The sequence below is a fragment of the Terrimicrobium sacchariphilum genome (genome assembly GCF_001613545.1).
Lineage (GTDB): Bacteria > Verrucomicrobiota > Verrucomicrobiia > Chthoniobacterales > Terrimicrobiaceae > Terrimicrobium > Terrimicrobium sacchariphilum.
Genome location: NZ_BDCO01000002.1, coordinates 1 through 16,413 on the forward strand (window position 1 = coordinate 1; position 16,413 = coordinate 16,413).

At 60.6% G+C, this 16,413-nt stretch carries 14 protein-coding genes; 10 read left to right on the forward strand and 4 right to left on the reverse strand.

Features of this window, described 5'->3' with window-relative positions; translation table 11 throughout:
- Nucleotides 1-528 precede the first annotated feature (528 nt).
- Nucleotides 529-1,956, reverse strand: a complete 1,428-nt coding sequence (gene gnd, locus TSACC_RS00785) for a decarboxylating NADP(+)-dependent phosphogluconate dehydrogenase (RefSeq protein ID WP_075077504.1) — start codon at nt 1,954-1,956, stop codon at nt 529-531.
- A 65-nt stretch (nt 1,957-2,021) separates the two neighbouring features.
- Here gnd and pgsA point away from each other — a divergent pair, with 65 nt between their 5' ends.
- The 7 genes from pgsA to TSACC_RS00820 all read left to right on the forward strand — a co-directional run bounded on the left by pgsA (nt 2,022) and on the right by TSACC_RS00820 (nt 9,387).
- Nucleotides 2,022-2,591 (forward strand): CDP-diacylglycerol--glycerol-3-phosphate 3-phosphatidyltransferase, encoded by a 570-nt coding sequence (pgsA, locus tag TSACC_RS00790; RefSeq protein WP_075077505.1) that lies wholly within the window; start codon nt 2,022-2,024, stop codon nt 2,589-2,591.
- A gap of 177 nt (nt 2,592-2,768) precedes the next feature.
- Nucleotides 2,769-3,515 carry a MotA/TolQ/ExbB proton channel family protein gene (locus TSACC_RS00795; protein WP_075077506.1) on the forward strand — a complete coding sequence of 249 codons (747 nt, stop codon included), beginning with the start codon at nt 2,769-2,771 and terminating at the stop codon, nt 3,513-3,515.
- Nucleotides 3,512-3,925: an ExbD/TolR family protein gene (locus TSACC_RS00800; protein ID WP_075077507.1), complete on the forward strand. Its 414-nt coding sequence runs from the start codon at nt 3,512-3,514 to the stop codon at nt 3,923-3,925. Before TSACC_RS00795 ends, TSACC_RS00800 begins: the two co-directional genes overlap by 4 nt.
- The gene (locus TSACC_RS00805) at nt 3,925-6,705 is read left to right on the forward strand and encodes a tetratricopeptide repeat protein (RefSeq protein WP_075077508.1); all 2,781 of its coding nucleotides are present in this window, start codon (nt 3,925-3,927) and stop codon (nt 6,703-6,705) included. The genes TSACC_RS00800 and TSACC_RS00805 overlap by 1 nt, the downstream gene beginning before the upstream one ends.
- The gene (locus TSACC_RS00810; protein WP_075077509.1) at nt 6,702-7,244 is read left to right on the forward strand and encodes a hypothetical protein; all 543 of its coding nucleotides are present in this window, start codon (nt 6,702-6,704) and stop codon (nt 7,242-7,244) included. The genes TSACC_RS00805 and TSACC_RS00810 overlap by 4 nt, the downstream gene beginning before the upstream one ends.
- A complete protein-coding gene (purU, locus tag TSACC_RS00815) occupies nt 7,245-8,096 on the forward strand; it encodes a formyltetrahydrofolate deformylase (protein ID WP_075077510.1) in 852 nt (283 codons plus the stop codon).
- Nucleotides 8,097-8,271: 175 nt separating this feature from the next.
- Entirely contained in the window at nt 8,272-9,387 is a 1,116-nt protein-coding gene (locus tag TSACC_RS00820; RefSeq protein ID WP_075077511.1) for a zinc-dependent alcohol dehydrogenase, read from the forward strand.
- A 30-nt stretch (nt 9,388-9,417) separates the two neighbouring features.
- On the opposite strand, the gene TSACC_RS22310 is transcribed toward TSACC_RS00820, so the two are convergent.
- Nucleotides 9,418-9,663, reverse strand: coding sequence for a hypothetical protein (locus tag TSACC_RS22310; protein ID WP_237764015.1), 246 nt, complete (start codon nt 9,661-9,663; stop codon nt 9,418-9,420).
- On the opposite strand from TSACC_RS22310, the gene TSACC_RS00825 reads away from it, so the two are divergent.
- Complete coding sequence (locus tag TSACC_RS00825; protein WP_237763996.1) at nt 9,640-11,433, forward strand: glycoside hydrolase family 35 protein; 1,794 nt, start codon at nt 9,640-9,642, stop codon at nt 11,431-11,433. The two genes, TSACC_RS22310 and TSACC_RS00825, sit on opposite strands and share 24 nt — an antisense overlap.
- An 8-nt stretch (nt 11,434-11,441) precedes the next feature.
- Here the strand turns inward: TSACC_RS00825 and TSACC_RS00830 are convergent, their stop codons facing one another.
- A complete protein-coding gene (locus TSACC_RS00830; RefSeq protein WP_084400092.1) occupies nt 11,442-12,695 on the reverse strand; it encodes an MFS transporter in 1,254 nt (417 codons plus the stop codon).
- 71 nt (nt 12,696-12,766) lie between these two features.
- On the opposite strand from TSACC_RS00830, the gene TSACC_RS00835 reads away from it, so the two are divergent.
- The gene (locus TSACC_RS00835; RefSeq protein WP_075077513.1) at nt 12,767-13,660 is read left to right on the forward strand and encodes a LysR family transcriptional regulator; all 894 of its coding nucleotides are present in this window, start codon (nt 12,767-12,769) and stop codon (nt 13,658-13,660) included.
- Between the two features lie 343 nt (nt 13,661-14,003).
- On the opposite strand, the gene TSACC_RS00840 is transcribed toward TSACC_RS00835, so the two are convergent.
- Nucleotides 14,004-14,936 (reverse strand): metallophosphoesterase, encoded by a 933-nt coding sequence (locus TSACC_RS00840; RefSeq protein WP_084400093.1) that lies wholly within the window; start codon nt 14,934-14,936, stop codon nt 14,004-14,006.
- A gap of 98 nt (nt 14,937-15,034) precedes the next feature.
- Between TSACC_RS00840 and lpdA the strand changes: the two genes are divergently transcribed.
- Nucleotides 15,035-16,411, forward strand: a complete 1,377-nt coding sequence (lpdA, locus tag TSACC_RS00845) for a dihydrolipoyl dehydrogenase (protein ID WP_075077515.1) — start codon at nt 15,035-15,037, stop codon at nt 16,409-16,411.
- The last annotated feature ends 2 nt before the right edge of the window (nt 16,412-16,413 follow it).

Genomic DNA, 16,413 nt, shown 5'->3' on the forward strand with positions numbered 1-16,413 from the left:
AACATCTGTTGAATGTGTGTTTTGCTGATAAAAAACGTTCTGAATTTTGCCTTAAACCGGCAAACCAGAATCAGACTTTCAAATATCATCGCTCAGTGAACCTTCCGGCTCTGAGACTTGTTTTTCCGAACCGACTTGTGATCGGACGGGTTGGCGAGAATATCTCATTCGCTTTCGGAGTCAACTGTTTCTGAAAAGTTTTTTAAGTTTTTCAGGAACCGCTGTCGGCACTAAAGCCAGACTCTTTTGCGGTCAGCTTCGGTCCGGAGACCTTGCTGGCAGCTCCATTTGGAACTGCTGAGAACTTCTGCCCTGCCGGACTTTCGTGCGGCGGGATGAGCAACCTAGTAAAACCACGCAAAAGGTCAACCACCCTTTTTGAAAAATTTCATAATCCTGGCGGATTCAGCCCGCACTTGTATAGACACATCCCGCCGCCAGCCCTGATAAACAAAGGGGCCGCACGATTCGTGCGGCCCCTGGAGATTTCCGAAAAGAATTTTCGGGCGACGGAATTTTCCGCCGGTTTTACTGCTTATCGGCGAACCACTCCGTATGGAAGAATTCCCCGGCGGGTTTGTCGACGCGCTCGTAGGTGTGAGCGCCGAAGTAGTCGCGCTGCGCCTGGAGCAGGTTGGCGGGCAAACGGGCCGAGCGATAGCTGTCGTAGTAGCTGAGCGCGGCGGAGAAGGCCGGAGCAGCCACTCCGTACCCGATGGCAGTCTGCACGGCGTAGCGCCAGTGGGCCTGCGTCTTTGCAATGATGTCGGTGAAGTACGGGTCGAGGATGAGGTTCTTCAGCGCGGGATTGCGGCGATAGGCCTCGGTGATGCGATTGAGGAACTGCGCCCGGATGATGCAACCGCCACGCCAGATGGAGGCGATGTCGCCGAAGTTCAGATTCCAGTCGTACAGCTTCGCGGCGACGCCGAGTTGGACGAAGCCTTGGGCGTAGCTGATGATCTTGCTCGCGTAGAGGGCGTCGCGTACGGCGTCGATGAGCTCCTGACGGTCGCCGGTGAAAGGCTTCACCTCCGGGGCGGGGAGGGTGGCCGAGGCCTCAACGCGCTCGTCCTTGAGCGAGCTGAGGATGCGGGCCTCGACGGCGCTGCTGATGACGGAGAGCGGCACGCCGAGTTCCACGGCATGGCCGACGGTCCACTTGCCCGTGCCCTTCTGGCCGGCCTTGTCGAGGATGACGTCGACGAGCGGCTTGCCCGTCTCGGGATCGACCTTGGTAAAGATGTGCTCGGTGATCTCGATGAGGAAGGAATTCAGCACGCCGCTGTTCCATTCCTTGAAAATGGCGTGAAACTCCGCCGCGCTGAGATTCAGGGCCGCCTTGAGAATCGCATAGGCCTCGCAGATGAGCTGCATGTCGCCGTACTCGATGCCATTGTGCACCATCTTCACGTAATGACCGGCGCCATCGGGTCCCATGTGGCGGCAGCAGGCCTCGCCCTCGGCGACGGCCGCGATCTTTGTGTAGATGGGGGCGATCGCCTCCCATCCTTCCTTGGAACCGCCGGGCATGATGGACGGGCCCTTGAGAGCGCCTTCCTCACCGCCGCTGACGCCGACGCCAAAGAAATGAATGCCCTTTTCCTTGAGATATTTTTCGCGGCGCTGGGTGTCGGTCCAAAGCGAGTTGCCGCCGTCGATGATGATGTCGCCCGGCTCGAGGAGCGGGATGAGCTGCTCGATCACGGCATCCACCGGGGCGCCAGCCTTCACCATGATCTGGGCTTTGCGCGGACGGGCCAGCGAGGAGACGAATTCCTCAAGCGTACGGGTCGGGACGATGTTCTTCCCCTTCGCACGGCCAGCGGCGAATTTTTCCGTGACCGCCGTCGTCCGATTATAGACGCTAACGCGAAAGCCCTTGCTTTCCATGTTGAGAACGAGATTCTCGCCCATGACGGCGAGGCCGATTAACCCGATATCGCTTTGACTCATGAAATAAAAAGTGAGCCGTCCACGCTACCTCACGCGTGTTGGACGGTCTAGGCAATCTTTCCCCGATGAATCTGCCCAACCTGCTGACCATTTTCCGACTGATCCTCGCCGGCTTTTTCGTCCTGGCGCTGTCGACGAGCTGGCCGTGTTCACACACGGTCGCGCTTGCCCTTTTCCTCGTGGCTACGGCCACGGACTACCTGGACGGGGTCATCGCTCGTAAGTACAACCTCATCACGGATTTCGGAAAGCTCATGGACCCCCTGGCGGATAAAATCCTCACCGCCTCGGCTTTCATCTGCCTCATCACCTACGGCTACATCCCGGCCTGGGCCGTTATCATCATCATCAGCCGCGAGTTTCTCATCACCGGCCTCCGTCTGCTGGCCAGCTCCAAGGGGATCGTCCTGCCAGCCGAGAAGCTCGGAAAGCACAAGACCGCCTGGCAGATGATCACGATCATCTACTTCCTGCTCCTGCTGGCCAGCGTGGAGTGGAGCATCAAAATCCCGCTGCTGACCGGTGCCGCGGCACAAATTCTCGGCGATTTGCTCATTGCCGTCACCGTGGCGCTGACCGTCTACTCTGGCGCGGCCTATTTCTGGAAAAACCGTCGGCTGATTGCCGCGAGCTAGCAATCAGGCAATACATATTCCCTCGAATCGCGGCGAGCGCCTGGGACGAACCCGTTTGGGAGGAATATTTTTCGCATCGGATTGAAATATCTCCGGTGTTTCCCGAGTTCAGCCAAAGAAGGCCCCAATTTCCCGAGCTTGCGCCTGCGGGGGAAGGTACTATTTTAGCGCAATTCCATGAAAACCGCTGTTGCGACGTTGGCGTCGTTTGCCGTTGCTGGCTCCGTGCTGGCCCAGGATGCTGCCTTGACCCCCGGGGGACCGGGTCCAAAGTCGGCGACGCTTTGGCAGATGGCCGTCTCGGGCGGACCCATGATGATCCCGCTGGGCATCCTGTCAGTCATCACCGTGATGCTGATCATCGTTTTCTTCTTTTCAGCCCGGCGGGGAGCAATGGTGTCGGGCCGGTTCATGCATACGGCGGATGCCTTGATCCGCAAGCGGGATTACCTCGGGCTGCTGGCGATCTCCAACCGGCACAATGAAGGCGTGGCCCGCGTGATGCGGCGCACGATGGACTTTCTGACGAAGAACCCGAAAGCAACCCTCGAGGAGGCTCGTGAGATCGCAATGACCGAGGGCACCCGGCAGGCCAGCGCCCTGAATCAACAGGTGGCCCTGCTGGCCGACATCGGCACGATCGCTCCCATGCTCGGGCTGCTCGGCACCGTGATCGGCATCGTACAGTCCTTTGGCGTGATCGCGATCGACGCAGCGGCGCAACGCCCGACAATGCTGGCGCATGGCATCGGCGAGGCGCTCATCGCCACGGCCACTGGCCTGCTGGTAGGTATCCCGGCGATGGCGGCATATGCATTTTACCGCGGACGCGTGCAGGGGGCTATCTCCGAGCTGGAGGGTGCCACGACGCACCTGATGGCGCTGATGAGTGCGAGCGGTTACAAGGGCTCTGACCGACTGTGAACTTTCGCTCCCATACCGCGCCCGAGCGCGTGGTGTTCCAGATTGCCCCATTTGTGGACATTCTGCTGTTTCTCCTCGTGTTCTTCATTCTCACGTGGAACTTCGCCCGCAATGAGGCCGAGCTGGATGTGAAGGTGCCTGCCGCCCGCGAGGGCAAGGAAAACCGCCGCCCGGTCGGCGAGGTGATTCTCAACGTCCGGCGCGATGGTTCCATCGTGATGAACCGCCGCTCGATGACGCCCGCGGAGTTGCAGGAAACCCTGGCCCGCATCGCCCAGCTCTACCCGGATCAGGCCGTCGTCCTGCGGGGTGACCAGAATGTCGACTACAAGTATGTGGTCGACGTGCTCGACATCTGCCGCGCTGCCAATATCTGGAACGTGGCCTTTGCCACGAGCAAGCCGGATTGATGAAAGGTTCGCTCACCCTTTCGCTGCTCGGCAGCGCAGCGTGCGTCTGTACGCTGATGGCACAGGAGCCCGAGGTGCGTCGCGCGATCCCGGTGATCCGGGGGGAACAGGGGTCTGATTTCGATTACCAGAATCCTTCATGGATGAACCACGTCACGCCAACCCCGGCGCAGACTCCCACTCCCACACCGGTCCCCGCACCGACCGTCGACCCACGAAACTTCGCGCCGGAGCCGGGCTTCACGCCCTTTCGCCCTCAGGGCCGCGTCACCGTAAGTCCCACACCAGAGAGCGGATGGCAGCGCATGCCTGCAGACGCTCCAGCCTCGACCCCGGTACGCGTGGCGACGCCGATCCCGATCGAGCGCCCAGCCCGGCCAACAACACCGGTGCCCGTGGCCACGCCGATCCCGATCCGCCGTGCGGAACCTGTGCAGCGCATGGAACCGATCCCGACCGCGACGCCAGCGGTGATTCCCACTGCAACGCCAGCCGCCGCCGTGGCGGTGCCGACGCCGGACGAGGATGGGATCATTCGTCTCTCTCCCGCCGCACCTGCCGCCGACACCACGGCAGACGACCTGAACCGCGCCAATGCCGTCTACGCCCGCAAGATGTACGACTACGCAGTGGCGGAGTATGAGAGATTCCTCATCGCCCATCCGACTGCCACCCAGCGTGACCAAGCGCTCTTTCGTCTCGGAGAAAGCCATCGGCTGCTCGGCAATGAAGCGTCCGCCCGCGATGCCTACCAGCGGCTGGTGACGCAGTTCCAGACCGGCGAATTCGTCGGGGCGGGTGCATTTCGACTGGGAGAGTATCTTTTTGCCGATCGGATGTACGAGCAGGCCCTCAAGCAATTCCAGACCGCGGCCTCGCAGGCCACCAGTCCCGAGGTAAAGCTCTCGGCAAAGTACCAGCAGGCCCGCTGCCTGGAGAAGCTCAAGCGTACAGACGACGCGGTGAGCGTGTACCAGGAAGTGGCCGACGTCACGAAGGACAATCCCTATCGCGACTACGCCCGGCTCTCCCTCGCCGAGGTGAATGCCAACGCCGGGAATAAAAAGGAGGCGCTGGAGGCATTTGCCAAGCTTGCCGCCGATCCCGGGCCCTCCGCCATGCGCGCCGAGGCTGCGGTAAAGGCCGCCGCGATCGCGGCCGAACTGGGTGACCAGAAACGCGCCGCCTCGCTCTTCGACGCCGCGCTAGCGCTACCCGATCTGGGCGACTGGAAGGCGATCGCCGTGCTTGGCGCGATGCGCACATTTTATACGACGGGGAACTACCAGAAGGTCACCTCGCTGAAAGACAAGTACCTCGATGGCCTCCCGGAAGATACCCGCGCCGAGGCCCTGCTGCTGGCGGCGAACTCCTACCGCCAGCTCGGTAACGCACAGTCTGCACAGACCGTGTACAACCAGCTCATCACCCAATACCCCGAGGCGGCACAGGCGCAGGACGCGAGGTTCCAGAAACTCGTGAGCATGTACCAGCTCGAGGACCCGGCACTGCTCACGGAGGTCGATAACTTCCTGCAGGTGAGCAAAGACCCGAAGCAGCGGGCGCAGGCCCAGTTGCTCAAGGCCGAGGCGCTTTTCAAGAAGCAGGACTACGGCGCCGCCGCCCCGCTGTACAATCAGGTACTCGCCTCCAGTCTCGATGCCGACATCAAGGGCAAGGCGATGATGAAACTCGGGTGGTGCCTGGGCAAGACGGGGCAGTATTCCCCGGCAGCCCAAGTCTACACAAGCTACCTCCAGCAGTTCCCAAAGGGTTCTTCCGCGCTCAACGCGACGATCCAGCGCGGGCTAGCGCTGCAGGAACTGAAGGACTACCCCGGCGCGCTGAAAGACTTCAACTCTGTCATCGACAACAACAAGGAGGCCAAGGAGCGTGAACTCGCTCTCCAGCAAAAGGCCCTCATTGAGGGCCAGCAGCAGGACTACAAGGCGATGACCGCGACCTTCAAACAGCTCCTCGCGGAATATCCGAAGACCTCGGCCGCCGGGCAGGCAAATTTCTGGATCGGCTGGGCCGCGTATGAAAACAAGGATTACGCGGGAGCCATCCCGAGCCTGGATGCCGCACGCAAGCTCGACCCGCAATACGCCGACCGCGCCACGCTACGGATCATTCTTTCCTACTACTACCAGCAGAATACCGACGCCCTGAAGCAGGCGCTGAAAGAAAATCCCAAGGTGCAGGTACCTGCCGAGATCAACCGCTGGCTGGGCCGCAAGAGCTTTGAGGAGGGTGACTACGCCACCGCCGAGCGCAATCTCCTCCCGGTCGTGACGGAGGGCAAGACGGCGGAACCGGACGCACTCATCGAGTTGGCGGAGGCGCAGATCCGCCTCAGCAAAGCCAGCGCGGCATCGCCGCATGTGGCGAATTACCTCAAGGTCGCACGTGATCCCGCCAGCCGTGCACGAGGGTTGATCGCCCAGGGCCGGATCGCCCTCGCGGCAAAGCAATATGACGAAGCCCAGCGCCTTGACGAGGAGGCTCTGCTCCTACAACCGGAAGGCTCCTACAATGCCGACGCCCGCATGCTCTCCGGCGAGATTTCCATGAGCAAAGGCGATTACGATGGCGCGGCGCGCGCCTTCCTGAGCCTGGCGGTGCTATACAACGATCCTGCCGTCACGCCCCGCGCGCTCGAACTCGCCGCCGAGGCTTACCGCAAGGCTGGCAATACCTTCGAAGCCGAGAAAGCCACGAAGGAATTGCGCGAACGCTTTCCTGATTTCAAAAAATCCGCCAAACTGACGAAGGAATGAAAGCATGCATGCTCCTCCTGCTGATCGCCTGCACGGCGATGCTGCAGGCCGCCGACCCAACGCCTGCGGGATCGACGGCTGAGTTGAAGGCGATCAAGGGCTCCGTCCAGCTGCCAAGCGGCTGGTTCCTGCATGAGGAAGGCGAAGACGGCCTGAGCGTCTACCAGATCACGCGCGAAAAGGTGGAATCGGAGAATGATCCGTTCACTGCCGGCCTCATCATCAGCGTCACGACCAAGGTGCCCGATCGCAACAGCATGAAGCCGAGCGAGTACGCGGCAGAACTCCTTTCCTCAACGCAGGACGAAGGCGGCGGCGAGTTGAAAAAGACAACCGAGGGCGATTACATCGTCTATCGCGCAGAGTACAAGATCGAGGCCGACTCAGGGAATGTCGAGGTGATCAATCTCGCCAAGGCCAACGACAAGACGGGCACGCTGTATTTCCTCACCTGGCAGGCTCCGATGGCCGAAGAGGCGAAAATGGGTCCGCTCCGCGAGGAGATATTCAAATCGCTCAAGCTGGACCCGACCTACTGAGTGGCCACGACCATTCTCAAGCTCAACTGCCCCGACGCCGTGGGCGTGCTGGCGCGCATCACCGGGCGCATTGCGGCCGAGGGCGGTAACCTGCTCGAGGTCAGCCAGTACACGGATAAAACGAGCGGGTGGTTCTTTGCTCGCGCCGCAGTGGAAGCCGGCGACTCTGCGTGGAGCCCGGAAAAGTTTGAGTCCTCCTTTGCCCAGCTGGCGGCGGAACTCAACGCCTCCTGGACGATGCGCCCGGCCGACCGCAAGCGACGCACCGCCATCCTGGTCAGCAAGCAGGATCATTGCCTCGTCGACCTCCTCTGGCGCTGGCGCTCCGGAGAGCTCGGCCTGGAGATCCCCGTCGTGATTTCCAACCATCCAGACTGCCGCCCGCTGGTCGAACGCGAGGGCATTCCCTACGAGCACGTCGATTTCTGCGACGACAAGGACGCAGCATTTCAGCGGGTGGGGGAGATCCTCCGCGCGAATGACGTTGAGCTGGCGGTATTGGCGCGGTTCATGCAGGTACTGCCCGGATGGCTGTGCCGGGAATACGACGCGCGGGTCATCAATATCCATCATTCCTTCCTGCCAGCGTTCGTGGGAGCCAATCCCTACAAGCGGGCCTTCGAACGCGGCGTGAAGCTCATCGGTGCGACTTGCCATTACGCGACGGAGGACCTCGACGCCGGTCCGATCATCGAGCAGGAGGTCGCTCGTGTGGAGCATTACCACGATCCCGATGATCTGGTACGCCTTGGCCGCGATTGCGAACGTCTCGCCCTCGCGCGAGGTGTCCGCTACCATGTCGAAGATCGAGTCCTCGTTCACGGCGCCAAGGCGATCGTTTTCCGGGATTAGTCACGCGTCAGAAACAGGACCGGTCCCCCTTTTTTGAAAAAGCTATTCCAAAGTCCTCCCGGGAGGTTCTTTCCCCTAAACTGCCCGTTTTCGTCCTTTTGAGTCTGTTTTTCTGTGAAATATTAGAAAATCTTCTTTAAGACAGAAATATTCGGACAGATAATCTGGGGAAAATATGAGTTCTCCCAATTCTCAAACCGCCCGCGCGGCGGTATTGCTCGGCCCGCAATCAATCGAAGTGCGTGAATTTCCCATCCCGACCCTGCGCGAGGGGGAAATCCTCGTCGAGGTGGAAGGTTGCGGCATCTGCGGCACGGACGTCCATGAGTATAAGCGCGACCCGTTCGGCCTTATCCCTGTGGTGCTCGGTCATGAAGGCACCGGCAAGATAGTCGCCCTCGGGGAAAATGTCGCTCCCGATACGACAGGCAAGACGCTATCCGTCGGCGATAGCATCGTCACCTCCGTGCTCGTGCCGGAGGACTGCCCGTTTACCAAGGATTTCCCCCATCGCTCCAATCTCAGTGATTCGCTCGGGGTATATGGCCTCTTTCCCGACAGCCCGGACTACCACCTGAACGGCTTCTTTGCCTCCCATCTCGTCGTGCGCGCCGGATCGACGGTGTTTCAGGTCAATGGCATGAGCTTGAAACAGCGTATCCTCATCGAGCCAATGGCCGTAACGGTACACGCCCTGGAACGAGCCAAAACCACTGGCCTTCTGAATTTTGCCAGTAATGTCGTCGTGCAAGGCTGTGGCCCGATCGGCCTCATGATGATCGCCACGCTTTATGCCTATGGCATCTCCGACATCACCGCAGTCGATGCAGTGCCGCAGCGGCTGGAGTTCGCCAAAAAGATGGGCGCGGCCACCACGCTCAACGTCAAAGAGCTCGGCACGGAGGGAACACTGGCCGCCATTCGCGGGGCCACTAAAGGACGCGGAGCGGATTTCGCCTTTCAGTGTACCGGCGTGCCAGCGGCCGCCGCGCAAATTTGGAAATTCGTCCGCCGGGGCGGCGGCCTCTGTGAGGTCGGATTCTTCATGGACAATGGGGAATGCTCGATCAACCCGCACGAGGACCTTTGTAAAAAGGAGATCACCGCCGTGGGTTCCTGGGTTTATACGGCTCAGGAATATCCGATTGCCATCGCCATGATTCGCCACCTTGTGACGATAGGCATCCCGATCGAGGATCTTGTCACCCATACGTTCCCGCTGGCCGAGATCAACCAGGCGATGCAGACCAATATCGCCTTGGAAGGTATTAAGATCGCGGTCGTGCCGTAACCCCCGAAGGGCACATTCACCCTCTCCCAGTCATACCGGGCGGGTAAATCCGCCCGGTATTTTTTCTTTGCCATTTGGTGGTATTATATCGATACGATCTAGGATCACTTCATCCTTGGAATGCGATATCGATCCCTCCTCTGCGCCGGCCTTGTTGCCATTTTGACGATTGGCCAGACCATCGCGGCCCAAGAGCCCGCTCATACCTTCCAAATCGGCAAGGCATCCTTCCTTCTGGACGGTCAGCCCTTTGTGATCCGCTGTGGCGAACTTCATTTTGCGAGAATTCCGCGGGAATATTGGAAACAGCGTCTCCAGATGTGCAAAGCGATGGGGCTGAATGCGGTATGTCTTTACCTGTTCTGGAATTTCCACGAATGGGAGGAGGGAAAATATGACTGGAGCGGGGAGCGGGATGCGCTGGAGTTTTGCCGCCTCGCTCAACAGGAAGGCCTGTGGGTCATCCTGAGACCCGGTCCCTATTCATGCGCCGAGTGGGAAATGGGCGGACTCCCATGGTGGCTCCTGAAAGGTGATCGCAATGTCCTGCGCACCCGAGACCCGGAGTTCATGAAGCCCGCGCTGGCATGGATCAAGGAAGTCGGCAGGGTCTTCGCACCCGAGCAGATCACCCAGGGCGGCCCGATCCTCATGGTTCAGGTGGAGAACGAGTACGGTTACTATGGCGATGACGTGAAGTATCTGGACGCGCTAAAGTCCGCGTTTACCGCAGCTGGATTCGACATCCCGATGTTTGTCTGTAATCCGCCGAACCTCCTTTCCAAGCCGGTGCCAGAGGGTCTGCTCAAGGTGGCGAATTTCGGCAGCGATGCTCCCGGGGCATTCAAGACTCTTCGCCAGATTCAGCCGGACGCACCATTGATGTGCGGGGAATTCTATCCCGGCTGGTTCGATGGCTGGGGCACCCCGCACCAGGAGGGCAACCTCAAGGGCTACCTCAAAAACCTGGAGTACATGCTGGAGAACAACATCTCTTTCAGCATCTACATGGCCCATGGCGGCACGAGCTTCGGACTCTGGGCCGGATCGGTCGGCCCGAAGCCGCAAAAAGCCGCGTTTTCGCCCGATACCACGAGCTACGACTACGATGCCCCGATCAGCGAGGCAGGCTGGGTGACTCCGAAGTTTCTCGCCACCCGCGAGTTGATCAAGAAACACAGCCCCGCGGAGCAACTCATACTCGAGCCTCCGCAGGCTGCACCTGTCGTCGCCTTTCCACAGATCACGCTCCGCGAACAAGCTCCTCTCTTTGAAAATCTGCCACAGCCCATCACGGACACCGAACCTCGAACGATGGAGAAGTACGCCCAGGGCCGTGGAGTGATCCTTTATCGCACGACGCTTCCACCCGGCCCCGCCGGAACGCTGGAGGCCGCCTTTGCCCACGATCTCGCCTGGGTTTTTCTCGACGGGAAGCCGATGGGCGTCATGGACCGGCGAAGCCGAAAATTCTCCATCGATCTGCCGGAGCGCTCCAAGGCAGCCACGCTCGACATCCTCGTCGAGGCCATGGGCCGCATCAACTTCAGCCCGCAACTCCATGACCGCAAAGGCTTGCAGGGGCCGGTCGTCGTAAAGAGCGGCGACCAAGTGACCCCCTTGCACGATTGGAGGGTTTTCCGTCTTGGTCTCGATGACAAGATGCTCGCCGACCTGCAGTGGAAGCCGACGACACAAAACGAAGGAGCGGCCTTTTGGAAAGGGGCTTTCACCGTGGACAAACCGGGCGACACCTTTCTGGACGTGTCGTCCTGGGGCAAGGGCGTGGTCTGGATCAACGGCCATTGTCTCGGCCGGTTCTGGAATATCGGTCCCCAACAGACTCTTTACCTGCCGGGACCATGGCTGAAAAAAGGGACGAACGAGATCGTCATCCTCGACCTCCTCGGCCCCGCCCAACCCGTGGTGCAAGGCGTGGAACGCCCCGTCCTGAACAAGCTACGCCCGGAAGCGGACTTCAGCCCTGCGGATTACTCAAAAATCCCGCCAACGCCAGTTCCTCCGCTCTCGATCCAACAACAGTAGCCGCTGCCTCACCGCACGCAGGCAGTGGGCTCCGGCGCGGAGGCAAACACCGACCGGCTTCCGCGGTTTTGCACGGCCCGGATTCCCAGCGTCGCGATCGCGATCCCAAAAACAATCACTCCGCAGAATGCCGCCGGGAGGCCGACGTGGGCCGCAACGAATCCCACGACTGGAGGCCCCGCCAGAAAGCCGAAGTAGCCAGCCGTTGTCACGGTCGCAAGGCTCGTGCCCGGAGCCTGCCCCTCGATGCGCCCGGCTGCGCCAAAGATCACCGGAACCATATTGGCCACGCCCAGGCCGACAAGGGCAAATCCCGCCAGGGCGAAGGGCCATGCCTGCCCAATCACGGCCAAGGCAATACCTCCGGCGGCAACCAGGCCACTGACACGCAGGATCGCGACATTGCCGATCCGAGCGGTCACCACGTCACCGAGAAAACGGCCTGACGCCATGCAGAGAGCAAAAACCGCGAATCCCAACGGGGCGGTGGAGACAGGAAGCCGGCTCACTGTCTCGGTGTAAACAGCACTCCAATCGAGCATCACTCCCTCACTGAAAAGAGCGAGGAAAGCCAGACCGCCTAAAAGTCCTAGCTGTAACCGCGAGGATTTCGAAACATCACCCTGGGCCTTCTCATCCCTCCGCATCGGCGCTGGATCGGGAAGCAGACGCCCGAAAGTCCACACCCCCATTGCCAGCAGCACCACGCTCATCATCGTCATCAGCAGCGAGTGCGAAAACCCCTGATGCAGCAACATGCTCAGGGAGCAGGCTGCTACCAGTCCCCCGAGGCTCCAAAATGCCTGAAAGCTCGACATGATGGGCTTCTGCATCGCGTTCTCCACCACGATCGCCTGAGCATTGACTGATACGTCGAGCGCTCCCTTCCATACACCAAAGAAAAATGCCGATACGATGAGCATGCCATAGGAGGGAGCCCAGGCCAGGGCCAGCAGCGTGGCGCTAAAGACCAGCGCGGCGGGATGAGACAGCCGGTGGCTACCCCATCGACCAATGAGGCGCCCGGTCACCGGCATCGACACCATTGCTCCGCCCACGAGGGCAAAAAGCACCCAGCTCAGCCCTCCCTCGGTGAGGGAAAATGCCCGTTTGAATGCTGGGATCAGCGCAGCCCAAGTTCCAAAGGTCAGTCCATCTACCAGAAAGAGCACCGCTGCAGCCCGCCTCGCCTGCCGCAATCTCGCCTCCGATGTCCGATGGGGTCGTTGCAGCTGCGGATCACACTCGATATCCAAATGCATGGCTCCATCATCGCCTGATCCAATTCGATGAATCCAATGGTGATTTCTTATCCTGGTGATAAGTTTCTTGCATGGAACTCCGGGAGATCCGCTCCTTTGTCATCCTGGCCGAGCAGCTTCATTTTGGAAATGCCGCCCGACTCCTGCATCTCACCCAACCAGCGCTCAGCCGGCAAATTCACAAGCTGGAGGAGGAGCTCGGTGGCGAATTGCTTACCAGAGGACGGCACGGTGCGCGTCTCACCGCCATGGGCTCTGCATTTCTGACGAAGGCGAGAGTCCTGCTGGCCGATGCCGATGATCTGGTCAGGTCCAGCCGTTTGATTGCCCAGGGCGGAGCCGGTCGGCTGCGCATCGGGTTCGGCTTTCACACCCTGGATCTCGTTTCTCGAGCGCTGGTCCGGCTGCGCAAAGTCCATCCTTTGGTGAGGGTAACTCTCAGGGACATGTCGACCTCGGAACAGATCGACGACCTGCTCGGGGACAAGATAGATATGGGATTCATTCGATCATCAAAAGTTCCCGGGCTGGAGATGCAGCAACTCCTCACCGATCGACTCATTCTGGCTGTCGGAGAGAGCATGGTATTTCCTCGAGACTTCGATTTGAGCCACCTCCGCGATCAGCCTTTCGTTTTCATTTCCCGGGAAAAGTCCCCCACGCTCCACCGGCACATCCTTGACTTGTGCAGTCGATACGGATTTCACCCCCGCATTGTTCAGGAAGTACCCGAAATCACGACAGTGCTTGGCTTGGTCCGCGCGGGGCTTGGCGTTTCAATGATTCCCGCGTCCTTCGCGCAAAACCACTACAATGGCGTCCGATTCCGCACGATTTCCGATTCCCGAGCCGTCTGGCCTGTGGTCGCCGTTTGGAAAAAACACGACCGCAGCCCGCTCATCGCGCGTTTTCTCGAGCTTTTGAAGATCGAAGCGCGATCAACGGACCCACGCGGGAGGCCTTAGGCCTCCCTTGGACCCCACTCCATCACCTAGGGTGACGGAGTGGTTACTGGAGTGGGATTAGGAGTGGTCGGAGGAAGCACCGGCGCTGGCGTCATGCCAGGCACCGTGCCCGTGGGCATGGTGGGATCGCTCATAATTATCGGTGCCGGAGATGGCGACTCGCTCCCGGTGGGCGTAGGAGGGACTGGCGGCGGCCCGCAGGCTGTGAGCAGAGCCGCTGCCCCAATCATGGTAGCTAACGTTTTCATCACACGAAGGAATCGCTTTTGCCGGCTCTTCCGACCTCATGCGAATCCCCGGTCAAGGTGTCGGGCCATGAATTGAACACATAGCCATTTCTCAGTCAGCCCTTCGCCGTCCAGCCGTAGGGGGTGTAGCTCCAACGGATCGTGTTGTCGGCGATCTCCAGCAGGCCGAAGCCGAAGTCGGTCTGGAGGTTGGGACCTTTCCACCACCCGGCACAAATGGCCCCTCCCTGGATGAAGTGCCGTCCGGCCCAGTCAATATGCTCATCGCTGTGCAGGTGGCCCTGCAAGACGACGGGCAGGCGGTGGTCGCGGAACAGGTCGAGGACTTCGTTGGCGTTCTCCACCACGAGGTTGTTTTTCAGCGCGGCCATCGGGCTTTCCTTGGCCTGGAGGAAGGTGGAGCGGAAGGGGATGTGCGTGAGCAGGATGATCGGCTGCTCCCTGGGGGTGCGCGCGAGGACATCGGCAATCCAAGCCTTTTGAACGGGAGAGATGTAACCGCGATAAATCTGCGGACCGGGTATGACCTCGACGGAATCCAGGATCATCACGCGGTAGTCACCGACATCGACGGTCCGGTATGGCTCGACGATGCCCAGGCGACGCATGGCGAGCTCGCGCGGGTTGGCCGCCGGATTCGGAGGGTCGGAGATTCCCGCCAGATCGTGATTGCCCAAGGCGTGCTCAACCGGGCGGCCGAGGGCCTTGAGAAATTCGTCATAAATATCGAAGAGCGGTTCGCAATCGCTCGCCGGAGCGCGCAGCCCGGTATTAATGACGTCGCCGCCGCAAAGAACGATGTCCGCCGGGATGGGTTTCATGGCCGCGGCCGCTTTCGCAAGAGCCTCGGGCGCAGCGAGATCCGGGCGGCTATGGACGTCTGTGTAGTAGAGGATGCGCAACGGCGGGAGCTTGTCGGGCACGGAAGCCGACCAGACGGGACGCAGCCCGGCGAGCGCAGCGACGCCCAACCCCTTGAGAAACTGTCTGCGGTGCATGCCGGGGAAGGGGTGAGACGGGAGATTCATAACCCGTGCAGCATCCTACGAAAACCGGGCGGATTCGGGCAAGGTTCTCCCCCAACGGGATTGCAATACCGACAGTTCTGCTATCTTCTCAACTTGTTATGGCCGATTATGACTTAATAGTGGTGGGCGGTGGTCCCGCCGGGTATGTGGGCGCGATCCGCGCTGCACAATTGGGCAAAAAGGTGGCGTGCGTCGAAATGGATCGCGCTGGCGGCACCTGTTTGAACTGGGGCTGCATCCCCACCAAGTCGTTGCTGAAGAACGCCGAAGTCTATCAGCAGCTCAAGAATCACGGCTCGGAGTTTGGCATCAAGATCGAGGGCCTTTCCTACGAATGGGATAAGATCATCGGCCGAAGCCGCAAGGTGGCCGACCGTCTCGCGGGCGGCATCGAGATGCTGTTCAAGAAGAACAAGATCGACTACATCCGCGGCGAAGCGGCGATCCCGAAAGCGGGCGTCGTGGAGGTCACGGACAAGGACGGCAAGAAGTCCGAGCACAAGGCTGGCAAGATCCTCGTAGCCACGGGTGTCGTCACCCGCGAACTGCCCGGATTCCCCTTCAACGGCAAGTCCGTCATCGGCAGCAAGCAGGCGCTCGTCATCGCGGAGCAGCCGAAGGAGATCATCATCATCGGCGCCGGTGCCATCGGCATCGAGTTTGCCTATTTCTTCAACGCCTTCGGCTCGAAGGTGACTGTCGTCGAGATGCAGCCGAACATCCTCCCCGTCGAGGATACCGAGGTCAGCGTCACGCTCGAAAAGTCCCTCGCCAAGCAGGGCATCAAGATCCTCACCAATACCAAGGTCGAAAAGACCGAGACGACCAACAAGGGCGTGCGCATCACCGTCTCCGGCAAGACGACCGAGACGCTGGAAGCCGACGTCGCCCTCGTGGCCATCGGCGTTAGCCCGCTGCTTCCGCAGGGCCTCAAGGTCGATCTCGACCGCGGCTACATCAAGACGGACGACAATTACGAGACCAGCCTCAAGGGCGTCTACGCCGCCGGCGACATCATTGGGCCCCCGTGGCTCGCGCACGTCGCCAGCTACGAGGCCATCCAGGCAGTCGAGGGCATGTTTGGCGTGACCAAGCCAAAGAAGGTGACCGTTTTCCCGGGTTGCACGTACTGCCACCCGCAGGTCGCCAGTGTCGGTCTCACCGAGCGCGCGGCCAAGGAGAAGGGCCTCAAGTTCAAGGTCGGCAAGTTCCCGTTCATCGCCAGCGGCAAGGCGCTCGCCACGGGCGACTCCGAGGGCTTTGTGAAGCTTATCGTCGGTGAACCGCACGGGGAAATCCTCGGTGCGCACATCATCGGCGGGGACGCCACCGAGATGATCGCCGAGCTGGGTCTCGCCATCAACCTCGAGGCCACGATCGACGAGATCGGCGGCACGATCCACGCGCACCCGACCCTGAGCGAGTCCGTGATGGAGGCGTCCCACGCCGCCGAGGGACACGCCATCCACATCTAGCC